Source organism: Shewanella sp. Sh95, from assembly GCF_001308045.1.
GTDB classification, from domain to species: Bacteria; Pseudomonadota; Gammaproteobacteria; order Enterobacterales; family Shewanellaceae; genus Shewanella; species Shewanella xiamenensis.
Window position 1 is genome coordinate 21110 of sequence record NZ_LGYY01000047.1, and the last position, 22753, is coordinate 43862.

At 43.8% G+C, this 22753-nt stretch carries 17 protein-coding genes; 13 read left to right on the forward strand and 4 right to left on the reverse strand.

Going from position 1 to position 22753, the window contains the following annotated elements:
• The first annotated feature begins 9 nt into the window (after positions 1 to 9).
• The 7 genes from atpG to glmS all read left to right on the forward strand — a co-directional run bounded on the left by atpG (position 10) and on the right by glmS (position 9553).
• Entirely contained in the window at positions 10 to 870 is an 861-nt protein-coding gene (atpG, locus tag AEA42_RS04130) for a F0F1 ATP synthase subunit gamma (RefSeq protein ID WP_055647041.1), read from the forward strand.
• Positions 871 to 905: 35 nt separating this feature from the next.
• The gene (atpD, locus tag AEA42_RS04135) at positions 906 to 2297 is read left to right on the forward strand and encodes a F0F1 ATP synthase subunit beta (RefSeq protein ID WP_037413426.1); all 1392 of its coding nucleotides are present in this window, start codon (positions 906 to 908) and stop codon (positions 2295 to 2297) included.
• A 36-nt stretch (positions 2298 to 2333) separates the two neighbouring features.
• Positions 2334 to 2762 carry a F0F1 ATP synthase subunit epsilon gene (locus AEA42_RS04140; RefSeq protein ID WP_011624645.1) on the forward strand — a complete coding sequence of 143 codons (429 nt, stop codon included), beginning with the start codon at positions 2334 to 2336 and terminating at the stop codon, positions 2760 to 2762.
• 170 nt (positions 2763 to 2932) lie between these two features.
• Entirely contained in the window at positions 2933 to 4297 is a 1365-nt protein-coding gene (gene glmU / locus AEA42_RS04145) for a bifunctional UDP-N-acetylglucosamine diphosphorylase/glucosamine-1-phosphate N-acetyltransferase GlmU (protein WP_055647042.1), read from the forward strand.
• 259 nt (positions 4298 to 4556) lie between these two features.
• Positions 4557 to 6677, forward strand: a complete 2121-nt coding sequence (locus AEA42_RS04150) for a TonB-dependent receptor (RefSeq protein WP_055647043.1) — start codon at positions 4557 to 4559, stop codon at positions 6675 to 6677.
• Positions 6678 to 6877: 200 nt separating this feature from the next.
• Complete coding sequence (locus tag AEA42_RS04155) at positions 6878 to 7648, forward strand: DeoR family transcriptional regulator (protein WP_037413417.1); 771 nt, start codon at positions 6878 to 6880, stop codon at positions 7646 to 7648.
• Between the two features lie 75 nt (positions 7649 to 7723).
• Positions 7724 to 9553 carry a glutamine--fructose-6-phosphate transaminase (isomerizing) gene (gene glmS / locus AEA42_RS04160; protein ID WP_055647044.1) on the forward strand — a complete coding sequence of 610 codons (1830 nt, stop codon included), beginning with the start codon at positions 7724 to 7726 and terminating at the stop codon, positions 9551 to 9553.
• A 418-nt stretch (positions 9554 to 9971) separates the two neighbouring features.
• Here the strand turns inward: glmS and AEA42_RS04165 are convergent, their stop codons facing one another.
• The 4 genes from AEA42_RS04165 to AEA42_RS04175 all read right to left on the reverse strand — a co-directional run bounded on the left by AEA42_RS04165 (position 9972) and on the right by AEA42_RS04175 (position 12306).
• Entirely contained in the window at positions 9972 to 10556 is a 585-nt protein-coding gene (locus AEA42_RS04165; RefSeq protein WP_055647045.1) for an SHOCT domain-containing protein, read from the reverse strand.
• 175 nt (positions 10557 to 10731) lie between these two features.
• A complete protein-coding gene (locus AEA42_RS04170; RefSeq protein ID WP_055647046.1) occupies positions 10732 to 11469 on the reverse strand; it encodes a hypothetical protein in 738 nt (245 codons plus the stop codon).
• A gap of 56 nt (positions 11470 to 11525) precedes the next feature.
• Positions 11526 to 11699 (reverse strand): hypothetical protein, encoded by a 174-nt coding sequence (locus AEA42_RS22550; RefSeq protein ID WP_011918427.1) that lies wholly within the window; start codon positions 11697 to 11699, stop codon positions 11526 to 11528.
• A 10-nt stretch (positions 11700 to 11709) separates the two neighbouring features.
• Positions 11710 to 12306, reverse strand: coding sequence for a tyrosine-type recombinase/integrase (locus tag AEA42_RS04175; RefSeq protein WP_055647047.1), 597 nt, complete (start codon positions 12304 to 12306; stop codon positions 11710 to 11712).
• A 110-nt stretch (positions 12307 to 12416) separates the two neighbouring features.
• Between AEA42_RS04175 and AEA42_RS04180 the strand changes: the two genes are divergently transcribed.
• The 6 genes from AEA42_RS04180 (at position 12417) to AEA42_RS04205 (ending at position 22478) form a co-directional block, all read left to right on the forward strand.
• On the forward strand, positions 12417 to 14117 hold the full coding sequence (locus AEA42_RS04180; protein ID WP_055647048.1) for a class I SAM-dependent DNA methyltransferase: 1701 nt from the start codon (positions 12417 to 12419) through the stop codon (positions 14115 to 14117).
• A complete protein-coding gene (locus AEA42_RS04185; protein ID WP_048626760.1) occupies positions 14107 to 15156 on the forward strand; it encodes a PDDEXK nuclease domain-containing protein in 1050 nt (349 codons plus the stop codon). Before AEA42_RS04180 ends, AEA42_RS04185 begins: the two co-directional genes overlap by 11 nt.
• A gap of 68 nt (positions 15157 to 15224) precedes the next feature.
• Complete coding sequence (locus AEA42_RS04190; RefSeq protein ID WP_055647049.1) at positions 15225 to 16460, forward strand: restriction endonuclease subunit S; 1236 nt, start codon at positions 15225 to 15227, stop codon at positions 16458 to 16460.
• 113 nt (positions 16461 to 16573) lie between these two features.
• On the forward strand, positions 16574 to 17764 hold the full coding sequence (locus AEA42_RS04195) for a PD-(D/E)XK nuclease family protein (protein ID WP_055647050.1): 1191 nt from the start codon (positions 16574 to 16576) through the stop codon (positions 17762 to 17764).
• A 150-nt stretch (positions 17765 to 17914) separates the two neighbouring features.
• The gene (locus AEA42_RS04200; RefSeq protein ID WP_055647051.1) at positions 17915 to 19234 is read left to right on the forward strand and encodes a hypothetical protein; all 1320 of its coding nucleotides are present in this window, start codon (positions 17915 to 17917) and stop codon (positions 19232 to 19234) included.
• 19 nt (positions 19235 to 19253) lie between these two features.
• Positions 19254 to 22478 carry a type I restriction endonuclease subunit R gene (locus AEA42_RS04205; protein WP_055647052.1) on the forward strand — a complete coding sequence of 1075 codons (3225 nt, stop codon included), beginning with the start codon at positions 19254 to 19256 and terminating at the stop codon, positions 22476 to 22478.
• Positions 22479 to 22753: the final 275 nt, after the last annotated feature.

Consider the following 22753-nt stretch of genomic DNA (forward strand, 5'->3'; position numbering starts at 1 on the left):
AGAGTAGAGATGGCCGGCGCTAAAGAGATTAAAACCAAGATCGCGAGTGTGAAAAACACTCAGAAGATCACGTCCGCCATGGAAATGGTGGCAGCCAGCAAAATGCGCAGAGCGCAGGACCGCATGGCTGCAAGCCGTCCATACGCGGAAAACATGCGTAAGGTGATCGGTCACGTAGCGCAAGGTTCTCTCGAGTATAAACACCCCTACTTAGAGGTGAGAGAGGCTAAGCGGGTTGGTTACATTGTTGTAGCAACCGACCGTGGCCTTTGTGGTGGTCTGAACGTCAACCTCTTTAAAAAGGTTGTCGCAGACGTGAAAAGCTGGAAAGAGCAAGGTGCAGAATTTGAATTTTGCCCAATTGGTGCTCGTAGTGTTCAGTTTTTCAAAAGCTTTGGCGGTCATGTATCTGCCCATGCTTCAGGTTTAGGCGATGCGCCAAAGCTCGCTGACCTGATCGGGACAGTACGTGTAATGCTAGATGCTTACAACGAAGGCAAACTGGATCGTCTGTACGTAGTGTTCAACAAGTTTGTAAACACTATGACGCAGACTCCTGTGATCGAGCAGCTGCTACCTTTGCCTAAATCGGAAGAAGATGAGGTTGCTCATCGTTGGGACTATATCTACGAGCCAGATCCAAAAGCCCTTTTGGATACCTTATTGGTTCGTTATGTAGAATCTCAGGTTTACCAAGGTGTTGTTGAAAACATTGCTTCTGAACAGGCTGCCCGTATGGTGGCGATGAAGGCGGCAACAGACAACGCGGGTACACTGATTGACGATTTGCAATTGGTCTATAACAAGGCTCGTCAGGCTGCGATTACGCAGGAACTGTCGGAAATTGTTTCTGGTGCCTCTGCGGTTTAGGTTAGGTAACGAATACAAGTTTTAGAGGATTAATCATGAGCACAGGTACTGTTGTCCAAGTGATTGGCGCGGTTGTGGACGTAGAGTTTCCACAAGATGCCGTACCTCAGGTATATGACGCTCTGAAGATCACAGGTGAAGGCTCCTGTAATGGTTTGGTGCTGGAAGTTCAGCAACAACTAGGTGGTGGTGTAGTTCGTACCATCGCTATGGGTACTTCTGATGGTCTGCGTCGTGGTCTTGAGGTAGTAAACTCAGGTTCACCTATTTCTGTTCCTGTTGGTACCGCCACTCTTGGCCGTATCATGAACGTATTAGGCGACCCTATTGATGAAGCTGGCGCAATTGGCGAAGAAGAACGTTATGTGATTCACCGCAGCGCTCCTTCATACGAAGAGCAATCAAACACGACTGAACTGTTAGAGACTGGTATCAAGGTTATCGACCTTGTATGTCCATTCGCTAAGGGTGGTAAAGTAGGTCTGTTCGGTGGTGCGGGTGTTGGTAAGACAGTTAACATGATGGAACTGATCAACAACATCGCAAAAGCTCACTCAGGTCTTTCTGTATTCGCTGGTGTAGGTGAGCGTACTCGTGAGGGTAACGACTTCTACTACGAGATGAAGGATTCTGGCGTTCTCGACAAAGTAGCCATGGTTTATGGTCAAATGAACGAGCCACCAGGAAACCGTCTGCGTGTAGCACTGACCGGTCTGACTATGGCTGAAAAATTCCGTGACGAAGGTCGTGACGTTCTGTTGTTCGTTGACAACATCTACCGTTACACCCTAGCCGGTACTGAAGTATCAGCACTGTTAGGTCGTATGCCTTCTGCAGTAGGTTACCAACCAACTCTGGCTGAAGAAATGGGCGTTCTGCAAGAGCGTATTACTTCAACTAAGACTGGTTCTATTACCTCTGTACAAGCGGTATACGTACCTGCGGACGACTTGACTGACCCGTCACCAGCAACAACCTTCGCTCACTTAGATGCGACTGTTGTATTGTCACGTCAAATCGCTTCTCTGGGTATTTACCCAGCGGTTGACCCACTGGATTCTACTTCTCGTCAATTAGATCCATTAGTTGTTGGTCAAGAGCACTATGACGTAGCTAACGGTGTACAAACTGTTCTGCAACGCTACAAAGAGCTGAAAGACATTATTGCGATTCTCGGTATGGACGAATTGTCAGATGATGACAAGATGACCGTTTCCCGTGCACGTAAGATTGAGCGTTTCTTGTCTCAGCCTTTCCACGTAGCAGAAGTCTTTACTGGTTCTCCTGGTAAGTACGTTTCTCTGAAAGATACTATCCGTGGCTTCAAGGGAATTCTGAGTGGTGAGTTCGATCACATTCCAGAACAAGCGTTCTACATGGTTGGTTCTATCGACGAAGCTGTCGAGAAAGCTAACAAAAAGAAATAACTAAGTAGTCATACTTAGTTTTTTAAGGAGAACGGGATGGCAGCCATGACAGTACAGCTTGATATAGTAAGTGCAGAGAGCAGCATCTTCTCAGGTCGCGTAGCTAGCCTACAAGTGACCGGTTCTGAAGGTGAGTTGGGCATCATGCATGGCCACGCTCCACTGTTAAGCTATATCAAACCTGGCATGGCGCGCATTGTCAAACAAGACGGCAGCGAAGAAGTGTTTTATCTTTCTGGTGGTTTACTGGAAGTACAACCTTCTTCTGTTTCTGTGTTAGCTGATGTGGTTATGCGTGCCAAAGATATTGATGAGCAGGCAGCATTAGAAGCCAAGCGTCGTGCAGAAGCCCATATGGCAACTGCGGGTGCGGACTTTAATTATGATGCCGCTATGGTTGAGTTAGCGAAAGCAATGGCTCAATTACGTGTTGTTGAAACCATCAAGAAAAACATTGCCAGATAAAGGTTATTGTTTGTGATAAAAGGCGGTTATCGAAAGATACCCGCCTTTTTTGTTGGTTTTTTCCATCGGTTTTAATATCTGCATTTCGCTTTGCTTCGTCTTTCCGTTAAAATTGCGCCATTAAATAGAGCTCAGTTTATCCCTTTGGGATGTTAATCAAGGATATGGCAATGGCATTAAATGTAGTGATCTTGGCAGCAGGAAAAGGAACTCGCATGCGCTCGGATCTTCCCAAGGTATTACATCCTATCGCCCACAAGAGCATGGTGCAGCATGTGATTGATACTGCACACCATATTGGCAGTGATACTATACAGCTCGTTTATGGCTACGGTGCCGATAAATTAAAATCCGCTTTGGGTGAGCAGCAACTCAATTGGATGTTGCAAGCCGAGCAGTTAGGCACTGGCCATGCGGTCGCTCAGGCGATTCCTAATATCGATGATAATGATACTGTGCTGATCCTTTACGGTGATGTGCCGTTAATCCAAGCCTCTACACTTGAAGCTTTGCTCGCTGCGCGTCCCGATAATGGCGTGGCGATTTTAACCGTCAATCTAACCAATCCTACTGGCTATGGCCGTATCGTCCGCGAACAGGGTAAGGTTGTCGGTATTGTCGAACAAAAAGATGCTAATCCCGAGCAACTTGCTATTAATGAAGTTAACACGGGCATTATGGCGGTTCCTGGTAATGCATTAAAAACCTGGCTTGGCCGTTTATCGAATAACAATGCCCAAGGTGAATACTATCTAACGGATATTATCGCCATGGCCCACGCCGATGGGGTTGAGATTAATACTGCTCAGCCGCAATCTGCTATCGAAGTGGAAGGTGCCAATAACCGCGTGCAGCTTGCGCAACTTGAGCGCGCTTATCAGGCCCGTGAAGCCGAAAAGCTGATGATTGCTGGCGCTAATTTGCGCGATCCAAGCCGTATCGATATCCGTGGTGAAGTGACCGTGGGTATGGATGTGATGGTCGATGTGAATGTGATTTTCGAAGGTAAAGTGGTGATTGGCAATAACGTTAGCATCGGCGCTGGTGCAATTCTTATCGACTGTGAAATTGCCGACAATGCCGAGATCAAACCTTACTCTATTATCGAAGGCGCTAAACTCGGCGTAGCAGCCAGTGCGGGGCCTTTTGCCCGTTTACGCCCCGGTGCTGAGTTAATGCAAGATGCCCATATCGGTAACTTCGTTGAGATGAAAAAAGCCGTTTTAGGTGTGGGGTCTAAGGCGGGTCACTTAGCCTATTTAGGCGATGCGCAAATCGGTGCGGGTGTGAATATTGGTGCGGGTACTATTACCTGTAATTACGATGGTGCCAATAAACACTTAACCGTGATTGAAGATAATGTGTTTGTGGGGAGTGATACTCAGCTGGTGGCGCCGGTGACCATTGGTAAAGGCGCGACGCTCGGTGCAGGGTCAACAATTACCCGTGATGTGGGTGAGGATGAGCTAGTGATCACCCGTGTTAAGCAAAAACATCTGACTGGCTGGCAACGTCCGGTAAAGATTAAGAAGTAACGGCTTTATTTTTTGTTATAGAAAGCGGCAATTAGCCGCTTTATGTTTTTTTGTCAAAGGTCTAAATCCTCTCCAAATAAAAATCAGCTAAATTAATGTTGAATTAATACTGTGGTGTTATGGGTAATTCATTGTTTTTATTCAAAGTTGATCTAAGTTACGCCAAATTGTAAATCCATGTAAAGATCCTTAAATAAAAACAATTCTTATTTATATTGCCTGCAATTCTAAGACGAAAGGTCTACTTGAGGTGTTGGCAATGGTATTTAAATATTCAGTTGTAGGTTTGGCCGTTGGGGCTGCATTAATGGCGATGCCTGTTATGGCAGAAGCGCCAAACGATGCAAATATAGAACGTATTAATGTAACAGGCCGTACTTTTAACGATTATAAAGTCGGTAGCGCATCGGGCGCTATGCGTGGCGATATTGACTTAATGGATACCCCGCAGTCCGTTAATGTTATCCCTGATTTTGTGACTGACGAACAATTAGCAACTAACCTTGCAGAAGTCTTAGTTAACGATTCGAGCGTAACGGCGGGTACTACTCGTTGGAACCGCCAAGTCTTCAGTATTCGTGGCTTCGAACTCGATTCGGGCAACGGTTATCTCATCAACGGTCACCAGCAATGGTCTCATTACGTTCAACCTATAGAAACGCTACAACAGGTTGAGGTACTAAAAGGCCCTTCAAGTATGTTGTATGGCCAATCCGGTCCTGGCGGTTTGGTTAATATGGTCACCAAAAAGCCGACCTATGATTCAATGCTCGATTTAGGTTTTGATACTGATGGCTACGGCTCTACCCGTGCGCAGTTAGATGCGGGAGGCAGCTTAAACGATGCTCAAAGCATTCGTTATCGTGGTGTGTTAGTTAAACAAGACACTAAATACTGGCGCGAATATTCAACTACTAATGAAAACCAAGAGCGTGATCGTTGGTTGGGTTACTTAAACTTAGAATTTGATATCAGTGATGATGTTTTGTTATCGGTTAAGTACGACCATACCCAAGACAAAGCGGGCATCGATGCGGGTGGCTGGTTAGATAAACAAGGCAATGTGATTGGCGAGCGTAAAACCGTATGGGACGCGCCTTGGGCCTTTACCGATAATACTGTTTCAAATTTAGGTGCTGATCTGACTTGGCAAATGAGTAACGACTGGAAAGTTAAAGTCGGCTACAACGATCAACAATTTAATCGCCAACGTTTAGACTCTGCGCCAAGTTTGATTGAAGGCTCTGAAGATCCATTCAAAGATGGTTATAGCATCAAACCATTCGACCGTTATGACGATTGGCAGCATAAAACGGCCTATGTGGATTTCACGGGTGAATTTTCTTTGGCAGGAATGGAGCATCAATTCCTTATTGGTGCTAACTATTTAGACTATTTCTATCAGCAGCAAATTCAGAAAGGCAAAAGTCAGCGTGTAATTCCTGGGCAACCAATTATTCAGCAAGATCTTGATTATCATCAAGGTCAGCTAAGCAACCCAAGTGAATACAAGTATTACGGTTTCTATTTGCAGGATTTAATGACATTAAATGAGCAATGGAAGTTGCTTGCTGGTGTACGGTATGACGAACAGAAAAAAGATACCGCTGGCGGTAACAGCTATGCCGTATCGCCTAAATTCGGGGTGATTTATTCGCCTATGGATAATGGCAGTATTTATGTTAACTATTCAAAAAGCTTTACCCCGCAAGGATCTGTAACCAGTTCCGAAGATGTGAATCAAGGGGCTAATCTAAAACCTGAGTATGGCACTCAGTATGAATTGGGAACGAAGTGGGAGCTCTTTAATGACAGTCTACTGCTGACAGCTGCTCTGTTTGATATAACCGTGTCCAATGTCACAACAGTGCTAGATATTCCAGTAACAAGTGATGGTGATAAAACAATAACCACTCAAGGTGGTGAGCAACATCACCGTGGTTTTGAAGTTGGTGCCCAAGGCCAGTTAGGTGATAGCTGGTTTGTGACTTCATCTATGATGTATTTAGATGCGGAATATAATACGGGTGCAGGCAAAATCGGTGGCAAGAATTTAGATGGTAAAACTCCTATTGATGCCCCTGAGTGGTCTGCCAATATCTGGACTCGTTACGAAGTAACTGACAACTTTGCGATGAACTTTGGTGCTATCTACGTTGGTGAGCGTTTTGCTGATACTGCTAACACTATCACCAAAGATGGTTACGTCCGTTTTGATGTTGGTGCTGCCTATACTATGGATATTATGGGTAAAGAAGTTAGCATCCGTGCAAACGTGAGAAACCTATTTGATACTGAATACTTAGATGGTGGTAGCGATAAGATGGTCACTATTGGCCAAGATCGTAACTTCAGCGTGGCGCTTGAGGCTAAGTTTTAAGCTCAGCTCCCCTTTTTAAGTTTCATACAATTAAAGCAGTTTACCTTTGGGTTAACTGCTTTTTTATTATTTTTCATAAAGTTAATTAATCCAACTTAAAGGCTACCCATCTTGATTCGAAATTATCTTTCGAATACTAGCAAAAATGTTTCGTTTCTTTATAATATATCTTTCGATTCGAAACTTAACTGAAAGGTTTTATGAATAAACGAAATACACAGCAACGACGCCACAGTATCATTAGCATCCTGAATGAACAGGGTGAAGTGAGTGTCGATGAGTTGTCATTACGTTTCGAAACCTCAGAAGTGACTATTCGTAAAGATCTGGCCGAACTTGAAAAAACCGGATTACTGCTGCGCCGCTATGGCGGTGCTGTGGCTATACCTGATGAAGTCACGCAACAGTTTTCTGCCAAGATTGCGCCTAACAAGTTATCCATCGCTAAAGCCGCGGCGCAGCTGATCAAAGATCACAATCGCATCATTATCGATAGCGGTACCACCACTTCAGGCTTAATTGCTGAACTCAACCAAAAACGTGGGCTGGTGGTGATGACCAATGCTCTGCATTTGGCTAATGCGATTCACGAACTTGAAAACGAGCCAACCTTATTGATGACCGGCGGCACTTGGGATCCGCATTCTGAATCCTTTCAAGGCCAAGTCGCCGAGCAGGTATTACGCTCCTACAACTTCGACCAACTGTTTATCGGTGCCGACGGTATCGATCTTGAACGTGGTACCACCACCTTTAATGAGCTTACAGGTTTAAGTAAGGTGATGGCTGAAGTTTCCCGCGAAGTCATCGTGATGGTGGATTCGGACAAAATAGGCAAGCGGATCCCTAATTTAGAACTACCTTGGTCGCAAATCAGTGTGTTAGTCACCGACGCTCGCATCGAAGAGAGCGCCCTTAACCAAATTACCGAGCAAGGCGTGAAAGTCATCTTAGCGCCCTACTCGCCTTAGGCATTTGCCCGTGATAAGCCAGAGCAAATGACTCAAATAACTACATTTTTATTTTTCATTTTATAGGTAAAAACTATGTGCGGAATCGTTGGCGCCGTGGCGCAAAGGGATGTGGCCGAAATTCTGGTCGAAGGTTTACGTCGTTTAGAATATCGTGGATATGACTCCGCGGGTGTTGCTGTGATCCACAATGGCGAACTCAATCGCACCCGCCGCGTGGGTAAAGTGCAGGAACTGTCTGCTGCACTCGAAACCGACCCGTTAGCGGGCGGCACTGGTATTGCGCATACACGCTGGGCGACCCACGGTGAGCCAAGCGAGCGTAATGCTCACCCGCATTTGTCTGAAGGTGATATTGCTGTGGTACACAATGGCATTATCGAAAACCATCATAAACTGCGTGAAATGCTTAAAGAACACGGCTACCACTTCAGCTCTGATACCGATACCGAAGTGATTTGCCACTTAGTTCATCACCAATTAAAAACGCACAACACCTTACTGGCCGCGGTGCAAGCCACGGTTAAACAACTCGAAGGCGCTTATGGCACTGTGGTGATTGACCGCCGCGACAGCGAGCGAATGGTTGTCGCGCGCTCAGGCAGCCCATTAGTGATTGGTTTTGGTTTAGGTGAAAACTTTGTCGCGTCTGATCAATTGGCGCTGTTGCCTGTGACCCGTTCATTCGCCTTTTTAGAAGAAGGTGACGTGGCCGAAGTGACTCGTCGCACCGTGAGCATTTTCGATGTGCATGGTAATAAAGTTGAGCGCGAAGTTAAAGAATCAGAAATCACCCACGATGCCGGTGACAAAGGTGAATATCGCCACTATATGCTCAAAGAGATTTATGAGCAGCCATTGGCACTGACACGCACTATCGAAGGTCGTATTGCTAACAAGCAAGTGCTCGACACGGCTTTTGGCGATAATGCTGCTGAGTTTTTAAAAGATATCAAGCACGTGCAAATCATTGCCTGTGGTACTAGCTACCATGCGGGTATGGCGGCGCGTTATTGGTTAGAGGATTGGGCTGGCGTTTCTTGTAATGTCGAAATCGCCTCCGAATTCCGCTACCGCAAGTCGCATTTATTCCCCAACAGCCTGTTGGTTACTATTTCTCAATCCGGTGAAACTGCCGATACGCTTGCAGCGATGCGCCTAGCCAAAGAAATGGGTTACAAGGCGACGCTAACTATCTGTAACGCACCAGGCTCTTCCTTAGTCCGTGAGTCTGACATGGCATACATGATGAAAGCGGGCGCCGAAATTGGCGTTGCTTCAACTAAAGCCTTTACCGTTCAATTAGCGGGTTTATTAATGCTGACGGCGGTGATCGGTCGCCATAATGGCATGTCGGAGCAAATGCAGGCCGAGATCACCCAAAGCCTACAGTCTATGCCTGCCAAAGTGGAGCAAGCATTAGGCTTAGATGATGCGATTGCTGAATTGGCGGAAGACTTTGCCGACAAACACCATGCCTTATTCCTTGGCCGTGGCGATCAGTACCCTATTGCGATGGAAGGTGCGCTGAAACTTAAAGAGATCTCCTATATCCATGCTGAGGCATATGCTTCTGGCGAGCTGAAACATGGCCCACTGGCCTTGATTGATGCCGACATGCCCGTCATAGTGGTGGCGCCAAACAACGAACTGTTAGAAAAGCTGAAATCTAACGTTGAAGAAGTGCGTGCCCGTGGTGGTTTAATGTATGTGTTTGCCGATGTGGATGCGGAGTTTGAATCTGACGAAACCATGAAGGTTATCCCGGTTCCACACTGCGATATCTTTATGGCGCCGCTGATTTACACCATCCCACTACAGTTGCTTTCGTATCACGTTGCCTTAATTAAGGGCACCGATGTGGATCAACCGCGAAACCTCGCTAAATCGGTGACGGTGGAATAAATCGGAAGCAATAAAAAAAACGCCTTGTTGGAGATGAATAAAGTCTCATACTAAGTAATAAAGATTCATACTGAGTATTAAAGTATCATACCGAAATGGCAGCGTTCACATAGGTACGCTGCCATTTCTAACCCTTTATTTGCCCCATTATAATTTACAGCGATTGAATTAGCGCCGTAAGTTAGTGGAAATTTTCCATACAAAACCTTATATGGGCTATGGATAGCTAAGCGCCTAAAAAATACAAAAATCTGAATTTAAGGTCATTATGGCGTGATGTGTCACAACAGAGAATGTCTGTCGCTCTGGGACAAAAGCAATTCAGGCCAAATTTATCTGTGATCCCATAAAAAACCAATAAACAAAGGCTGCGAATGCAGCCTTGTCAATATCACTGTACGTTGAGCGTGTGTATTTTTTAGTTTCTTTTTAAAAGTTTGGCTCTAGCCTCGTTAAACTCTTCTTCTGAGATGTAACCGTCTTCTTTGAGCTTCGCCCACTTAGTTAACTCATCCGCTACAGAATATTGCTTTAGCTTCTCGCCTTTGATGATGTTTACCTCTGAGTGAACATTCGAACTCATGTTTGGTTTAGTTTTTGTAGAAAAGATTCCATTGGTCTCAACCCACTCTCTGTGTTTGTTCATAGGGGAGTAAAACAGAACCTGTACAGCAACCAAGTAAGCGAAAGCGATACCTGAGAAAATTAGCGAAATAAAGAACTCATCATCGTAGTACCAACTATTTTCTTCACTGAAATACATACTACCCCAATAGATGGAGCTGATAGAGCACCCTATTAGAGCTAGGAATGTATAACCTTTAAAGTTTTTAACCGCAGTCTCTATACTGGAGAAATCTTGATTTCTCTTCATCATATAGATACCAAAAGCTAAAAATATGGCTGGGATGATGCCAACCATAAAAACTACTGATGGAGCAAAAAGAAGTGCAAAAATTAGCAATTTACCTTGGTCATTGCTAGTCATTGGTTGATTTTGCAATTTACTTTCCTTTTATAGATTTCAAATTACTTGGATGATTGTTATCGCATTGTACTCGATAAAAAGCTGAAATAAATAGAACTACAGCTCCACAGCTTCGTTTAGAGTAATATTGGGTTGGCTCGGGAAAAGCGCTCCAGAGGCATTTAGGCGCTTTCCTTTCAAGTTGCTAAGTTTAGATACTTCTCAGTTTGGCTGCCAAAGCAGTTTCTAATGAGTCGATACCTTCTCCATTTTTCAAATAAGTTTGAATTCTGTGTCCGTGAAGATCTGACGGGATATGTTCTAGTGTTTGGCTGATCGGTATTACTATCTTGCCTAAAGTGTGTGCAATTCCAACTTCGTACATCACATTAGGGTTACGTCCAGAAAAATCGGCAATGATAATCTTAGAGCGATAGATTAAGGAGAAGATATCTTGAAGTATCGTCGAATGCTCCCAAATGTCATCAGCTCTTTGGCAGCGGTAACCAGCCTGTTCACATGCTCTAACAATACCTTGGTGAACATCGTCAAAACCAGCAAATGGCATCATTATTGACACGAGGTCACTCTCAACTTCAGTGCCCGGTATTTGAAAAATGTTTGGAGTAAAAACAATGGACTTTGTTGACCCTGTTGGAGCAGTAGAAACTGACACATTGTTTGTTAACGGGTGATTTATGTCCAAGAAATACGTTACATCATCAAGAGAGTTTCTATGGTAGGTAAACATACTTTTCAGAACGTCTCCTACAGCAGAAGGGTAGTCAGGGTCGCCAAAATTCAGTGCTCGTAGCAAGCGAGGATGGTTCTCGATTATGTGCTGGCAATCAGTTGCATCTCCAATAGTGATCCAATCTGCTTGGTCAAACCCTTCGATTGCAACTATGCGCTTTCTGAGGGCGTAGATTTTTTGCTGATGTTCTTGCATTTAAATTCTCTCTCCAATGGACTATTTAGGTGGGGGGCGGAGTCTAGTTGTTTCTATCAATTATCAACAACCTCAACAGTCATATGCTGAGCGCCATAATAAGTGCCCTCATCAATGGTATAACGTAGTGTCACGCCACAACTCGGGCAGTCAAACTCTTCATTTGGCTCAATGCACTCGTCTTCAATCCAATCCCAACCAAAATTGTCTTCACATTCTGGGCATTGCATGGTAGTTCCTTCACGCCTCACAACTCTCCGAAATCCTTAGCGCATCTTCAATCTCGACGCCAAGGTATTCAATCGTGCTTTCGAGCTTAGCATGACCCAGAAGTAACTGAATAGCCCTAAGATTCTTGGTCTTGGCGTAGATCAAAGAAGCCTTAGTTCGACGCAGTGAATGCGTCCCGTATTGCGTTTTGTCTAAACCGATATCCGTCACCCAGCGGTTCACTAGCGTTGTGTAGTAATGGTATGAAATTGGCTGGCCCTCTCTGCGTGGACTAGGAAACAAGAAGTCTGTTGGTGCCAACGCATTTTGAATGATCCATTGCGATAACGTCTGCTGAGTCTTGGGAGTGATTTCGAAGTGCACTTCTTGCTGAGTCTTTTGCTGTTTAACGATGGTTCTCGACATCACGCAACCACTGCGGCTAACATCTTGCACCCTGAGGTTCCGCAAGTCACAAGACCTTAGCTTGCTATCAATGGCAAGATTAAACAGCGCCAACTCAAACAAGCGTTCTTCAAGCTCTAAGCGAATTCGAATCCGCCAAATATCCTCTAATTTGAACGCTTTTTTCTGACCAACTCGTTTACCTTTGTTCCATGCAACCATGATGTGCTCCTTACTTCATAAAAATCACTATTAAGTAAGGCAGAAATCAGTGAAAACCCCATGTTTACTGGTAGAATGCACGCAACTTTTTCGAACTCAAGAAACCCGTAATGAACGAACAAGAACAACTATTCCTGAAAGAGCTGGAAAGCAAGCTCTGGACAGCCGCAGACAAACTCCGTGCATCACTCGATGCCTCTCAATATAAACATGCGGTGCTTGGCTTAATATTCGTTAAATACGTGTCTGACGCCTTCACGCTGCGCCAAGAAGAACTAAAACAGGACTTTGCTAACCCTGACCACGAGTATTTCCTTGATCCTGAAGGTTACACGGCAGAAGAACTTGAACAAGAAATCGCGATTGAGCTGGAACAGCGTGATTACTACAAAGAGAAAAACGTGTTTTGGTTGCCTACTGAATCTCGTTGGAAGTTCCTGCAAGACAATGGCCCGATGGTCATTGGCGGTGCCGATTTGGTTATTGATGGTAAGACGAAGAAAATTACGTCTGTTGGTCACCTGATTGATAATGCATTGGAGGGGATTGAGCGCGACAACCAGAAGCTAAAAGGTGTACTCAACAAGCACTACGCATCGCTAAAAATTGATCAGGCAAAACTGAATGAGCTGATCAACCTCATCGCGACTATTCCATTCAATCATAAGTCACTTAACAGCAAAGATATTCTTGGTCATATTTACGAATACTTCTTAGGCCAGTTTGCGCTTGCTGAAGGTAAGAAAGGCGGTCAGTTCTATACGCCTGCATCAATCGTTTCGCTGATTGTTGAGATGATTGAACCGTTTGAAGGTCGTGTGTATGACCCTGCAATGGGTTCTGGCGGTTTCTTTGTGCAATCAGAGAAATTTATTGAACGTCGCGCTAACCAAAAAGAGATTGACCCGCTTACGCAAAAGCAAAGAATTTCGATTTACGGTCAGGAATACAACTACACCACTTGGCAGCTTGCTGGGATGAATATGGCTATTCGGGGACTAGAATGTCAATTTGGTGAGCCTGCCAGTACCTACACCAATGACCAACACCCTGATTTACGTGCCGATTTCATCATGGCTAACCCGCCTTTCAACATGAAAGAGTGGAATACAGGTGTTGATGATAACGATCCGCGCTGGGTATATGGCACACCACCTTCAGGTAATGCTAACTTTGCGTGGATGCAGCATATGTTGTACCACCTTGCGCCTGAAGGATCACAAGCGCTTCTATTGGCAAACGGTTCGATGAGTTCAAGCACCAATAACGAAGGTGAAATTCGTGCTTCATTGATTGAGAACGATTTGGTTGAATGTATGGTGGCACTGCCGGGGCAATTGTTTACCAATACGCAAATTCCAGCCTGTATCTGGTTCTTAACCAAGAATAAGAAAGCACGTACCGATAAAGCAGGTCGTAAATTACGAGATCGTAAAGGCGAAGTGCTATTTATTGATGCGCGTAATCTTGGTTATATGAAAGACCGTGTACTTCGTGACTTCACTCGTGATGATATCCAGAAAGTTGCCGATCTTTACCATGCTTGGAAAACAGGCGAAGAAGTTAACGGCGTCGCGTATGAAGACCAAGCAGGCTTCTGTAAATCAGCAACTTTGGCAGAGATAAAGAAACAAGATTTTGTGCTCACTCCGGGACGTTATGTTGGCGCGGCAGATGAAGAAGATGACGGTATTCCTTTTGCCGAGAAGATGACAACGTTAACTGAGAAACTGAGTGAACAATTTGCTGAATCAGCCAAGTTAGAAACGGAAATCAAGAAGAACTTGATGGGGTTAGGCTATGAGCTTTGAGCCAACAGAACACAACTTACTCTCTGATATCAAGCAGGTTATTGAACAGGCTAGAAGTCAGGTAAAACAGACGGTTAATGCGGCTATGGTGCACGCCTATTGGCAAATTGGGCGTCTGATTGTGGAAGATGAGCAACAAGGGCAAACTCGCGCTGAATACGGCAAAGCGCAGCTTAAGCAACTCTCTGATCTGCTAGCTAGCGATTACGGCAAGGGATTTGATGTAACAAACTTGCGTAATATGCGCCGTTTTTATCTGGCATTTGAAAAACGAGAGACAGTGTCTCTCGAATTAAGTTGGTCGCACTATAATGTGCTTTCTCGGATTGAAAGCCCAACGGCGCGAGAGTGGTATCAACAAGAGGCTGTATCACAAAACTGGAGTGTTCGTGCTCTGGAACGTCAAATCGGAACTCTATATTACGAACGTCTGTTAGCCAGCAAAGATAAATCACTGGTGGAACAGGAAGCTGAGCAAAAGATACAACCTTTGGCGACCACTGCGAAAGAGTATCTGCGCGACCCCTATATTCTCGATTTCCTCAATCTACAAGACAAAACCTATCAGGAATCCGATTTAGAACAAGCCATTATTTCCAACTTGCAGCAGTTTTTATTGGAGTTAGGCAAAGGCTTTGCTTTTGTTGAACGTCAGCAACGGATCCGTTTTGATGATGAAGATTTCTATATCGATTTGGTGTTTTACAACTTTAAGCTTAAGTGCTTTTTACTGGTCGATCTGAAAATCGGCAAGCTCAAACATCAGGACGTTGGGCAGATGGATACCTACGTGCGTCTATATGATGACCAATACAAAGGCGCTGATGATAACCCGACTATCGGTTTGGTGTTATGCAGTGAGAAAAGTGAAGCCGTGGTGAAGTATTCGGTGCTCACTGAACAAAAACAACTATTTGCTGCTAAATATCTGCCTTATCTACCCAGCGAAGAAGAACTAAAGCGTGAATTGCAACGAGAACGTCAACAAGCACAACAAGCATTAACCCAGCAGCAGAAGAGTAATAACGATGAAGAATAAACTAAGTGCTGCCGTGGGATCAGCCAAGTTAGAAGCGGGAATTAAAAAGAATTTGGCGGGGTTAGGTTATGAGCTGGATTGATACTACAGTCGGTGAATTCTGTCCTTTTATATATGGAAAGGGATTACCAAAAACAAAAAGACAAGCTGGAGAACACCCTGTCTATGGATCCAATGGCTGTGTTGATTTCCACAATGACTTTTATATAAATGGCCCCGGCATCATCATCGGGAGAAAAGGAAGTGTTGGCGCAGTACACTTATCAACACAACCTTTCTGGCCTATAGATACGGCATTTTACGTGACCAAGGGTACATTGGGTGAACTGAGGTTTACTTATTACCTATTGAAGTCTCTAGGGTTAGAAAAAATGAACTCCGATAGCGCCGTACCCGGATTGAATCGAGACAATGCACATGCGTTGCCTATTCGAATTCCAGAACTTCCGGAAAGTCGAGAGTCATTGGGCAACCAAATGGCTTTACTGGATGAAAAGATAGCTGCCAATAGTGCTGTAAACCAAACTCTAGAAGAAATGGCGCAAGCCATCTTTAAGTCATGGTTTGTTGATTTCGATCCGGTTAAAGCCAAGATGAACGGCGAACAACCGGAGGGAATGGATGCGGCCACTGCCTCGCTATTCCCCGAAAAGCTCGTTGAGTCTGAGTTGGGTTTGATTCCTGAAGGTTGGACACTTAAACCATTCAAAAAGGTCATCGATAAGTATGTTGATAACCGAGGAAAGACACCTCCTGTCGTAGAGAATGGAATACCTCTTGTTGAGGTGAAACACTTGCCTGAAAACTCTGCATTTCCAAATTTGAACACAGATAAACGAGTTACTGAAGAAACGTTTAATACTTGGTTCAGAGTCCATGTAGAACCTAAAGATGTTCTTATCTCGACAGTTGGCACCATAGGTCGGACATCATTTGTTAAAAATACTAATTTTGGTATTGCTCAGAATGTGTTAGGTCTGCGTTTTGGAAAAGTCGTTGAGCCTGAATATATGTTTTACACAATCAAAGCTCACCGCTTTCAACACGATATGGATGCAAGGTTAGTTACAACTGTGCAATCCAGTATCAAACGTAAAGATCTCGATACAATCGATATATTGGTTCCACCTTCAAATGTTCAGAAAGAGTTCTGCAAGTTAGTTGGCAGTTTGCTCGATGGGCAGTACAGCAAAAATGCTGAAAATATTGAGTTAGCAAGTCTTCGAGATTTACTGCTTCCTAAATTGCTTTCCGGCGAAATCGAGTTAGCAAACGCAGTTGATAAAGTGACTGTGGGGACTTAAGCCTCCGCGTTGAGATTTGCATCAAAAGTTTGCTATCACTGCAATGCAATTAGGTGAATATTGCGTTGTAATGTGAATCACGAGTAGTGTTAAAACATCAAACAAGGAAGTGTATGTTGGATAGTTTATTGGTTAATGTAAGTAAGTATGCCGCGAGTCACCAGACATCACCGATCGAAAATTTTATTACCGAAGCATTCGCGTGGTTATTGAAACATGACTCTGTGGCAAGGAAAGCTTTAAGTGAATTGTTAGTAGGGAAGTTAACTGGGTATTCACATGAGTTGTCATCAATTCACTTGTCCAATGATATTGAAACTCAGGTTAATTTTGGCGGTAAATACCCAGACTTATTGTGGACCACAACAGATGATGATTTTTGTCTGATTTTTGAGCATAAAGTTTGGTCAGAATTACATGATCAGCAACTTAATAATTACAGAAATTATGCAACGTCTCATCTGAATAAGCCTTTCAAAATAGTTCTGATCACGGCTCACATTGGGCAACATCGACAGTCGCCGGATATTGCACTTTGTTGGTATGACATCGCGGGCATTCTGCAGACTTTAATTGACGGTGATGCGAAAGCTTCATGGCTGCGTGACGAGTTTATTAGCTTATTAAAAAGTAATGGCCTTGTTAATTCGACCCCATTAAATCCATTGACGATTTCATACTATAACGATGTAAAAAATATCGATAAGCAGCTATACGAGATGGTCAGTCGATGTGAGTTGTCACAATGGCCAATTTGTCAATCGACAAGCCCTGATATTAAATTTTTACATCCTCCAAGGAATAAGACCTCGCGTGGAAGATATGATGCTTGGGGGCGCATTGGATTAGAGTTTTCTTATACCAACCCAGATAATAATGAAAGTGGCTGGATCCCAGGTGTATTTTGTGGGTTTGTTGTTGATGGTGATGATCATCTAGTTCACGACCTTTTGACTGATGGGCCAATCGCAGCAGTCATTATTAGCGTTAATTCAAAACTTCAGCCTCTACTCAAATCGAATGGATGTTATGACCAGCTGTTAGATGAGCTTAAGGAAACCCTAACTAATGGTTGGAGTTTTAGTGACAGAACAAGAATTGGTAAAAAATTTAATTCATGGCATCCGTTGATTATTTATAAGGGGCTTGCAAGTTTCCTTGGTGATGCCTCGACGCTCGATACTCAAACGGCTTGCTATTTCGATCAAATGTCATTCATTCAAACTTTGCTCGTTGGTAGTAAATCTTTTGCTAATTTTTGCGTAGAAATGCGCCGTCTAAACTCAACTGAATTAGATGAGTAACACTTTTACTGTCAAAAGAATCACATGTTTTTCATGATTTTAAGATTAAGTAAATCATTTTATAGTGTCACTATTTTCGGTAAGCGTCGGAGTTACAAATGATGGAACAACTGTTTCAGGCGAAATCGAGTTAGAAACCGAGAGATAAAAATGTATTTTCGCAAATTATTGAAGCTATTCTTTAAAAACCAGAATGACATCGGAGACGTGAGCACTAAAGCTGCTGAGGCAGTGAATTTGGTTTCTAGTGAGCATTGTGGTGCTTCAACTCAGGTACACTCAATTTTGGAGTTGGAATCTAAACAGGTTCAGCATTGCACTGAAGAGGAGGGCACTCCAACATCGTCAGAAGAGGAGTTACAACATAAAATTCAAGTGATATCTGATAAAGTCTATGCAGAAAGCGGCGCAAGCTTTTACAGTGAAATATTTGCAGATCACGTGAAACTCCCTCATTCTAGCCGACACAACGCTAGAATGGTGCTCAATCCATCAGTGATAAGTGAGTTTTATCCACTATGCAGTGCGAATATCAACCAATTAAAGCCGGGAGATATTTTGCGCGTCAAACAGAATGGTATTTTTAACCATTTAAATGGGTTGGTTTGTGACTTAGCTAACTTAGGGTCTAAATTGGCGTATCGCGATACACTCAAAGTAGAAGAGGTATTTGCAGCTTCTAATACCGCGCCAGCTTATGTGAAAGTAGAGCGAATTGGTCATGAATACTTATTGATTGATTATATCGAAGTGAATCGAAGTCATCTACAAACTAACTATGGGCAACCTCTTCTGTCGATAGCTCGCGATTATTCTGAGAAATCACCTCGCTCAAAAGAGCATTTCGGTTATAAATTGCAACTCGTTGAAGATTTGAATGGTTATGCGGTGATCATCTTTTGGGGACCAATTGTAACTGCAGCAAATGAGATAGACTTTGGTGTCAATGGACAGGGCACAGAAGGGTGTATAGTGTTAGGCACTTTGCCTAAAGGGAGCTTATCAAAATCCACTCTTTCTTATATGACTGCAATCACTGATGATTACGGCAGACCACATCCCTATTTGAACTATCTGAGTGGGAAGCGTCAATTAGAGCTGATTGTCAAAGAACGAAAAATTTATCTTTGTATTTTTGATACTGAAGCGGTGAGAGCAGGAAGAGTTGAAGATTCCAACCAAACAGCATTACCTGTCAATAATTCTGGTACATCTGATTATATTCGGATCGAAAATGGAAAATATCGTTGTTCACAATCAGGTGAAACGTTTGTTTCATCTTGGTACTTTGAAAAGCGACATGGCGTTAAGCTGAGTGATATTGAGGTGTTGAAAGCTGCTCAGGTTGATGGGATTCAGTATGATAAGAAGTGTCACATCGAGTTTGAATCTGCGAGGAAGATTTGGGGAGAATACGTTTATATGTACCCTGAAAGGTGGCTTGAGCAACAAATATCAAGATTATGGTGAATAAGGGTTTGAGGTAGAAATGATAACGGAAGATCAACTTGAACAGCTTTGCCTGGATTGGTTTCAAGAGCTAGGGTACCAATATCAAAATGGATATGATATTGCCCCTGATGGTGATACGCCTGAGCGAGAAGATTATCATCAGGTCACATTGCGCCAACGTTTGGTTGATTGCCTTAGCACGTTAAATCCCAGCCTGCCATACGATACGCTGATCGAGGTGGCGAAAATTGTCGCCACCCCACAAACGCCGGTATTAATTAAAAATAACAAAGCATTCCACAAATTTTTAATTGAAGGTGTACCAGTTGAATACTCTGTCATTGAAGACGGACAGCGGATAACTAAGCATACCCATGTACGCTTGATGGACTTTGAGACGGCTGAAAATAATCAGTTTTTAGTGGTCAATCAATTCACGATCACTGGCACCAAAGTCAACCGTAGACCCGATGTAGTGGTGTTCATCAATGGCTTACCAATCGCCGTCATTGAGCTAAAAAACCCAGCTGATGATCACGCCGACATCTGGAATGCGTATAACCAGATCCAGACATATAAAGAAGAAATTGCGGATCTATTCGTGTTTAACGAGGCGATTGTCATTTCCGATGGATGGACGGCGAGAGTCGGCTCCTTAACCGCCAATAAAGAACGATTTTTGCCATGGAAAACAATTGAAAGCGAAGATGATAAACCACTACTAGAACTCCAATTAGAAACCATGGTACGGGGGTTCTTTAAGCCAGATTTACTGCTTGATTACATTCGTTATTTTGTTCTGTTTGAAAATGATAGCGATAAAATCATCAAGAAAATTGCCGGTTACCACCAGTTCCATGCCGTGAGAGCGGCTGTTAGAGCAACCGTTATTGCGGCTTCAAATCGTCATGGAGTAGAAGAGCCCCGCGCTAACTACGCTGACAGAGTCGTGTCTGGAAGCAAAAAGGCCGGTGTTGTTTGGCATACGCAGGGCAGTGGTAAGAGTATTTCGATGGTGTGTTATGCCAGCAAATTGCTGCAACAGCCCGAAATGAATAACCCAACCTTAGTGGTTGTCACTGACCGCAACGACTTGGATGGTCAGTTGTACAATACCTTCGTCATGGCACAAGAGACGCTCAAGCAAATTCCCCAACAAGCCGAGGATCGTGACTCATTACGCGAATTACTGTTCAATCGCAAATCTGGCGGGATTATTTTTACCACGGTACAGAAGTTTGCGTTGCTTGAAGCGGAGCTTGAGCATCCTATTTTGTCTGAACGCTCCAATATTGTCGTTGTTTCTGATGAGGCCCATCGCAGTCAGTACGGTAACAAAGCCCGCTTGACCGAAGTTAAAGATGAGAACGGAAAAGTGACTGGCCAGCGTTATGTTTATGGTTATTCAAAGTACATGCGAGACGCCTTACCCAATGCGGCTTTTATCGGTTTCACCGGAACGCCAATCTCACTCGACGATAAAGATACCCGTGGTGTTTTCGGTGATTACGTGTCCATCTATGATATTCAAGATGCCGTCAGTGATGGCGCTACAGTACCTATTTACTATGAATCACGCCTTGCCAAACTCGACATTAAGCAAGATGAAATTGAAGCGTTAAATGACCAAATAGAAGACGAGATCGGTGAAGAGGAAGAAACCGATGCTCGCGAGAAAATCAAATCACAATGGTCTGCGTTAGAAAAACTCGTTGGTGCAGAGCCGCGAATTAAGGAAGTAGCTCAAGATCTGGTCGAACATTTGATGACTCGTTGTGCCACCTTTCCTGGTAAAGCCATGATAGTGGCGATGAGCCGAGAAATTTGCGTGGATTTATACAATGCAATCGTGGCTATTAAGCCGGAATGGCACAGCGAAGATCCCAATAAAGGCGCTATCAAAATTGTCATGACAGGCAGCGCCGCAGACAAAGGGAAGATGCAGCCGCACATCCATGACAAAAAAACTAAAAAGCTGTTTGAAAAGCGCTACAAAGACACGGAAGACGAACTGCAATTGGTCATCGTGCGAGACATGTGGCTGACAGGCTTTGATGCACCTTGTTGCCATACCATGTATATCGATAAGCCGATGAAAGGCCATAACTTGATGCAAGCAATAGCTCGAGTTAACCGCGTTTTTAAAGATAAGCCAGGTGGCCTAGTTGTTGATTATATAGGCATTGCGAATGAACTTAAAAATGCCCTGAAAACCTATACGAACAGCCAAGGTAAGGGGCAACCGACCGTCGATACGGCGGAAGCCTTTGCTGTGTTGATGGAAAAAATTGATATCGTGAGAGGAATGTTTGCTACGCCAGTGGATGGCTCGGTGTTCAATTACCGTCCAGATTTTGAAACAAAACCGCTTCAGTTGTTGCCAGGCGCTGCCAACCATATTTCAGGACTCAGCCATACAAGCCGTAACGGAGAAGAAGTGCGTGATGGTAAGCGCCGCTTTCTGGATGTCATGGTGGCGATGATGAAAGCATTCTCACTGTGTAACACCATGGATGAAGTCGATGGTTATAAAGTTGAAATTGCCTTCTATGGTGCAATCAAAACGGCGTTTCTGAAACACTCAACGGTTGATAAAAAACGCAGTGACGAGCAAAGAAACTCTGCGCTACGCCAAATTCTCAACAATGCCATTGTTGCTGATGGGGTAGATGATATTTTTAAAACTGTGGGTCTGGACAAGCCTAACATTGGACTGCTCTCTGCCGAGTTTCTCGAAGATGTGAAGAACATGAAAGAGAAGAATCTCGCGGTTGAGTTGTTAGAGAAACTGCTACGCGATGAAGTCAAAGCGCGGATGAGAAATGATGTGGTTCAGGAGAGGAAATATTCTGACCGTATCATGTCTACGCTACAGAAATATCATAACCGTAATATCGAAACGGCCCAGGTGATTGAAGAGTTAATTCAATGGGCTAAAGAGATGCAAGCCGACGCCGAGATGATGGATAAGCTCAATTTATCCACCGATGAAATGGCGTTTTATCGTGCTTTAGTTACCAACGAAGCCTCCGTAAGAGTCTTAGGAGACGATAACTTACGTCAACTAGCAATTGAGCTGACGAATCAGCTTCGGAAATCGGCAACAGTTGATTGGCAAAAGCGCGAAAGTGTTCGAGCAAGAATGCGGAATCTAGTTAGACGTTTACTTCGTCACTGGAAATATCCACCCGAACAATCAGAAGCCGCGATTAAACTGGTACTCGCACAGGCGGAAGTGCTCGCAGACGGATGGTACAGCTAACAGGAAATTGATAAGGCAAGGTCAATCCTTGCCTTTTACATATTTATTCACTTCAAACTTGAAAATTGTGGTGAATAAACCCGCACATTGGTACAAAAAGTAATGTTACTGCTGAAATTTGAACGAATATTCAAAATCGTTTATGTCCCAAAAAGTGCTTGCAATAAGCAACTATATTAATGTCTTGAACTCCAAGCTATTAGCGTCAAAATAAGTAATAAAGTTGCATACTACTGCTGTTGCAATTATGCTTTTGTGACCGTCAGTTTTGAAAT

What these genes read in the sequence shown, in the direction of transcription:
- atpD (WP_037413426.1), top strand. Translation starts at nt 906, where the DNA reads ATGAGCACAGGTACTGTTGTCCAAGTGATTGGCGCGGTTGTGGACGTA.
- AEA42_RS04175 (WP_055647047.1), bottom strand. Translation starts at nt 12,306, where the DNA reads ATGGTTGCATGGAACAAAGGTAAACGAGTTGGTCAGAAAAAAGCGTTC.
- AEA42_RS04155 (WP_037413417.1), top strand. Translation starts at nt 6,878, where the DNA reads ATGAATAAACGAAATACACAGCAACGACGCCACAGTATCATTAGCATC.
- AEA42_RS04205 (WP_055647052.1), top strand. Translation starts at nt 19,254, where the DNA reads ATGATAACGGAAGATCAACTTGAACAGCTTTGCCTGGATTGGTTTCAA.
- AEA42_RS04180 (WP_055647048.1), top strand. Translation starts at nt 12,417, where the DNA reads ATGAACGAACAAGAACAACTATTCCTGAAAGAGCTGGAAAGCAAGCTC.
- glmU (WP_055647042.1), top strand. Translation starts at nt 2,933, where the DNA reads ATGGCATTAAATGTAGTGATCTTGGCAGCAGGAAAAGGAACTCGCATG.
- AEA42_RS04185 (WP_048626760.1), top strand. Translation starts at nt 14,107, where the DNA reads ATGAGCTTTGAGCCAACAGAACACAACTTACTCTCTGATATCAAGCAG.
- AEA42_RS04195 (WP_055647050.1), top strand. Translation starts at nt 16,574, where the DNA reads ATGTTGGATAGTTTATTGGTTAATGTAAGTAAGTATGCCGCGAGTCAC.
- AEA42_RS04140 (WP_011624645.1), top strand. Translation starts at nt 2,334, where the DNA reads ATGGCAGCCATGACAGTACAGCTTGATATAGTAAGTGCAGAGAGCAGC.
- glmS (WP_055647044.1), top strand. Translation starts at nt 7,724, where the DNA reads ATGTGCGGAATCGTTGGCGCCGTGGCGCAAAGGGATGTGGCCGAAATT.
- AEA42_RS22550 (WP_011918427.1), bottom strand. Translation starts at nt 11,699, where the DNA reads ATGCAATGCCCAGAATGTGAAGACAATTTTGGTTGGGATTGGATTGAA.
- AEA42_RS04190 (WP_055647049.1), top strand. Translation starts at nt 15,225, where the DNA reads ATGAGCTGGATTGATACTACAGTCGGTGAATTCTGTCCTTTTATATAT.
- AEA42_RS04170 (WP_055647046.1), bottom strand. Translation starts at nt 11,469, where the DNA reads ATGCAAGAACATCAGCAAAAAATCTACGCCCTCAGAAAGCGCATAGTT.
- AEA42_RS04150 (WP_055647043.1), top strand. Translation starts at nt 4,557, where the DNA reads ATGGTATTTAAATATTCAGTTGTAGGTTTGGCCGTTGGGGCTGCATTA.
- atpG (WP_055647041.1), top strand. Translation starts at nt 10, where the DNA reads ATGGCCGGCGCTAAAGAGATTAAAACCAAGATCGCGAGTGTGAAAAAC.
- AEA42_RS04200 (WP_055647051.1), top strand. Translation starts at nt 17,915, where the DNA reads ATGTATTTTCGCAAATTATTGAAGCTATTCTTTAAAAACCAGAATGAC.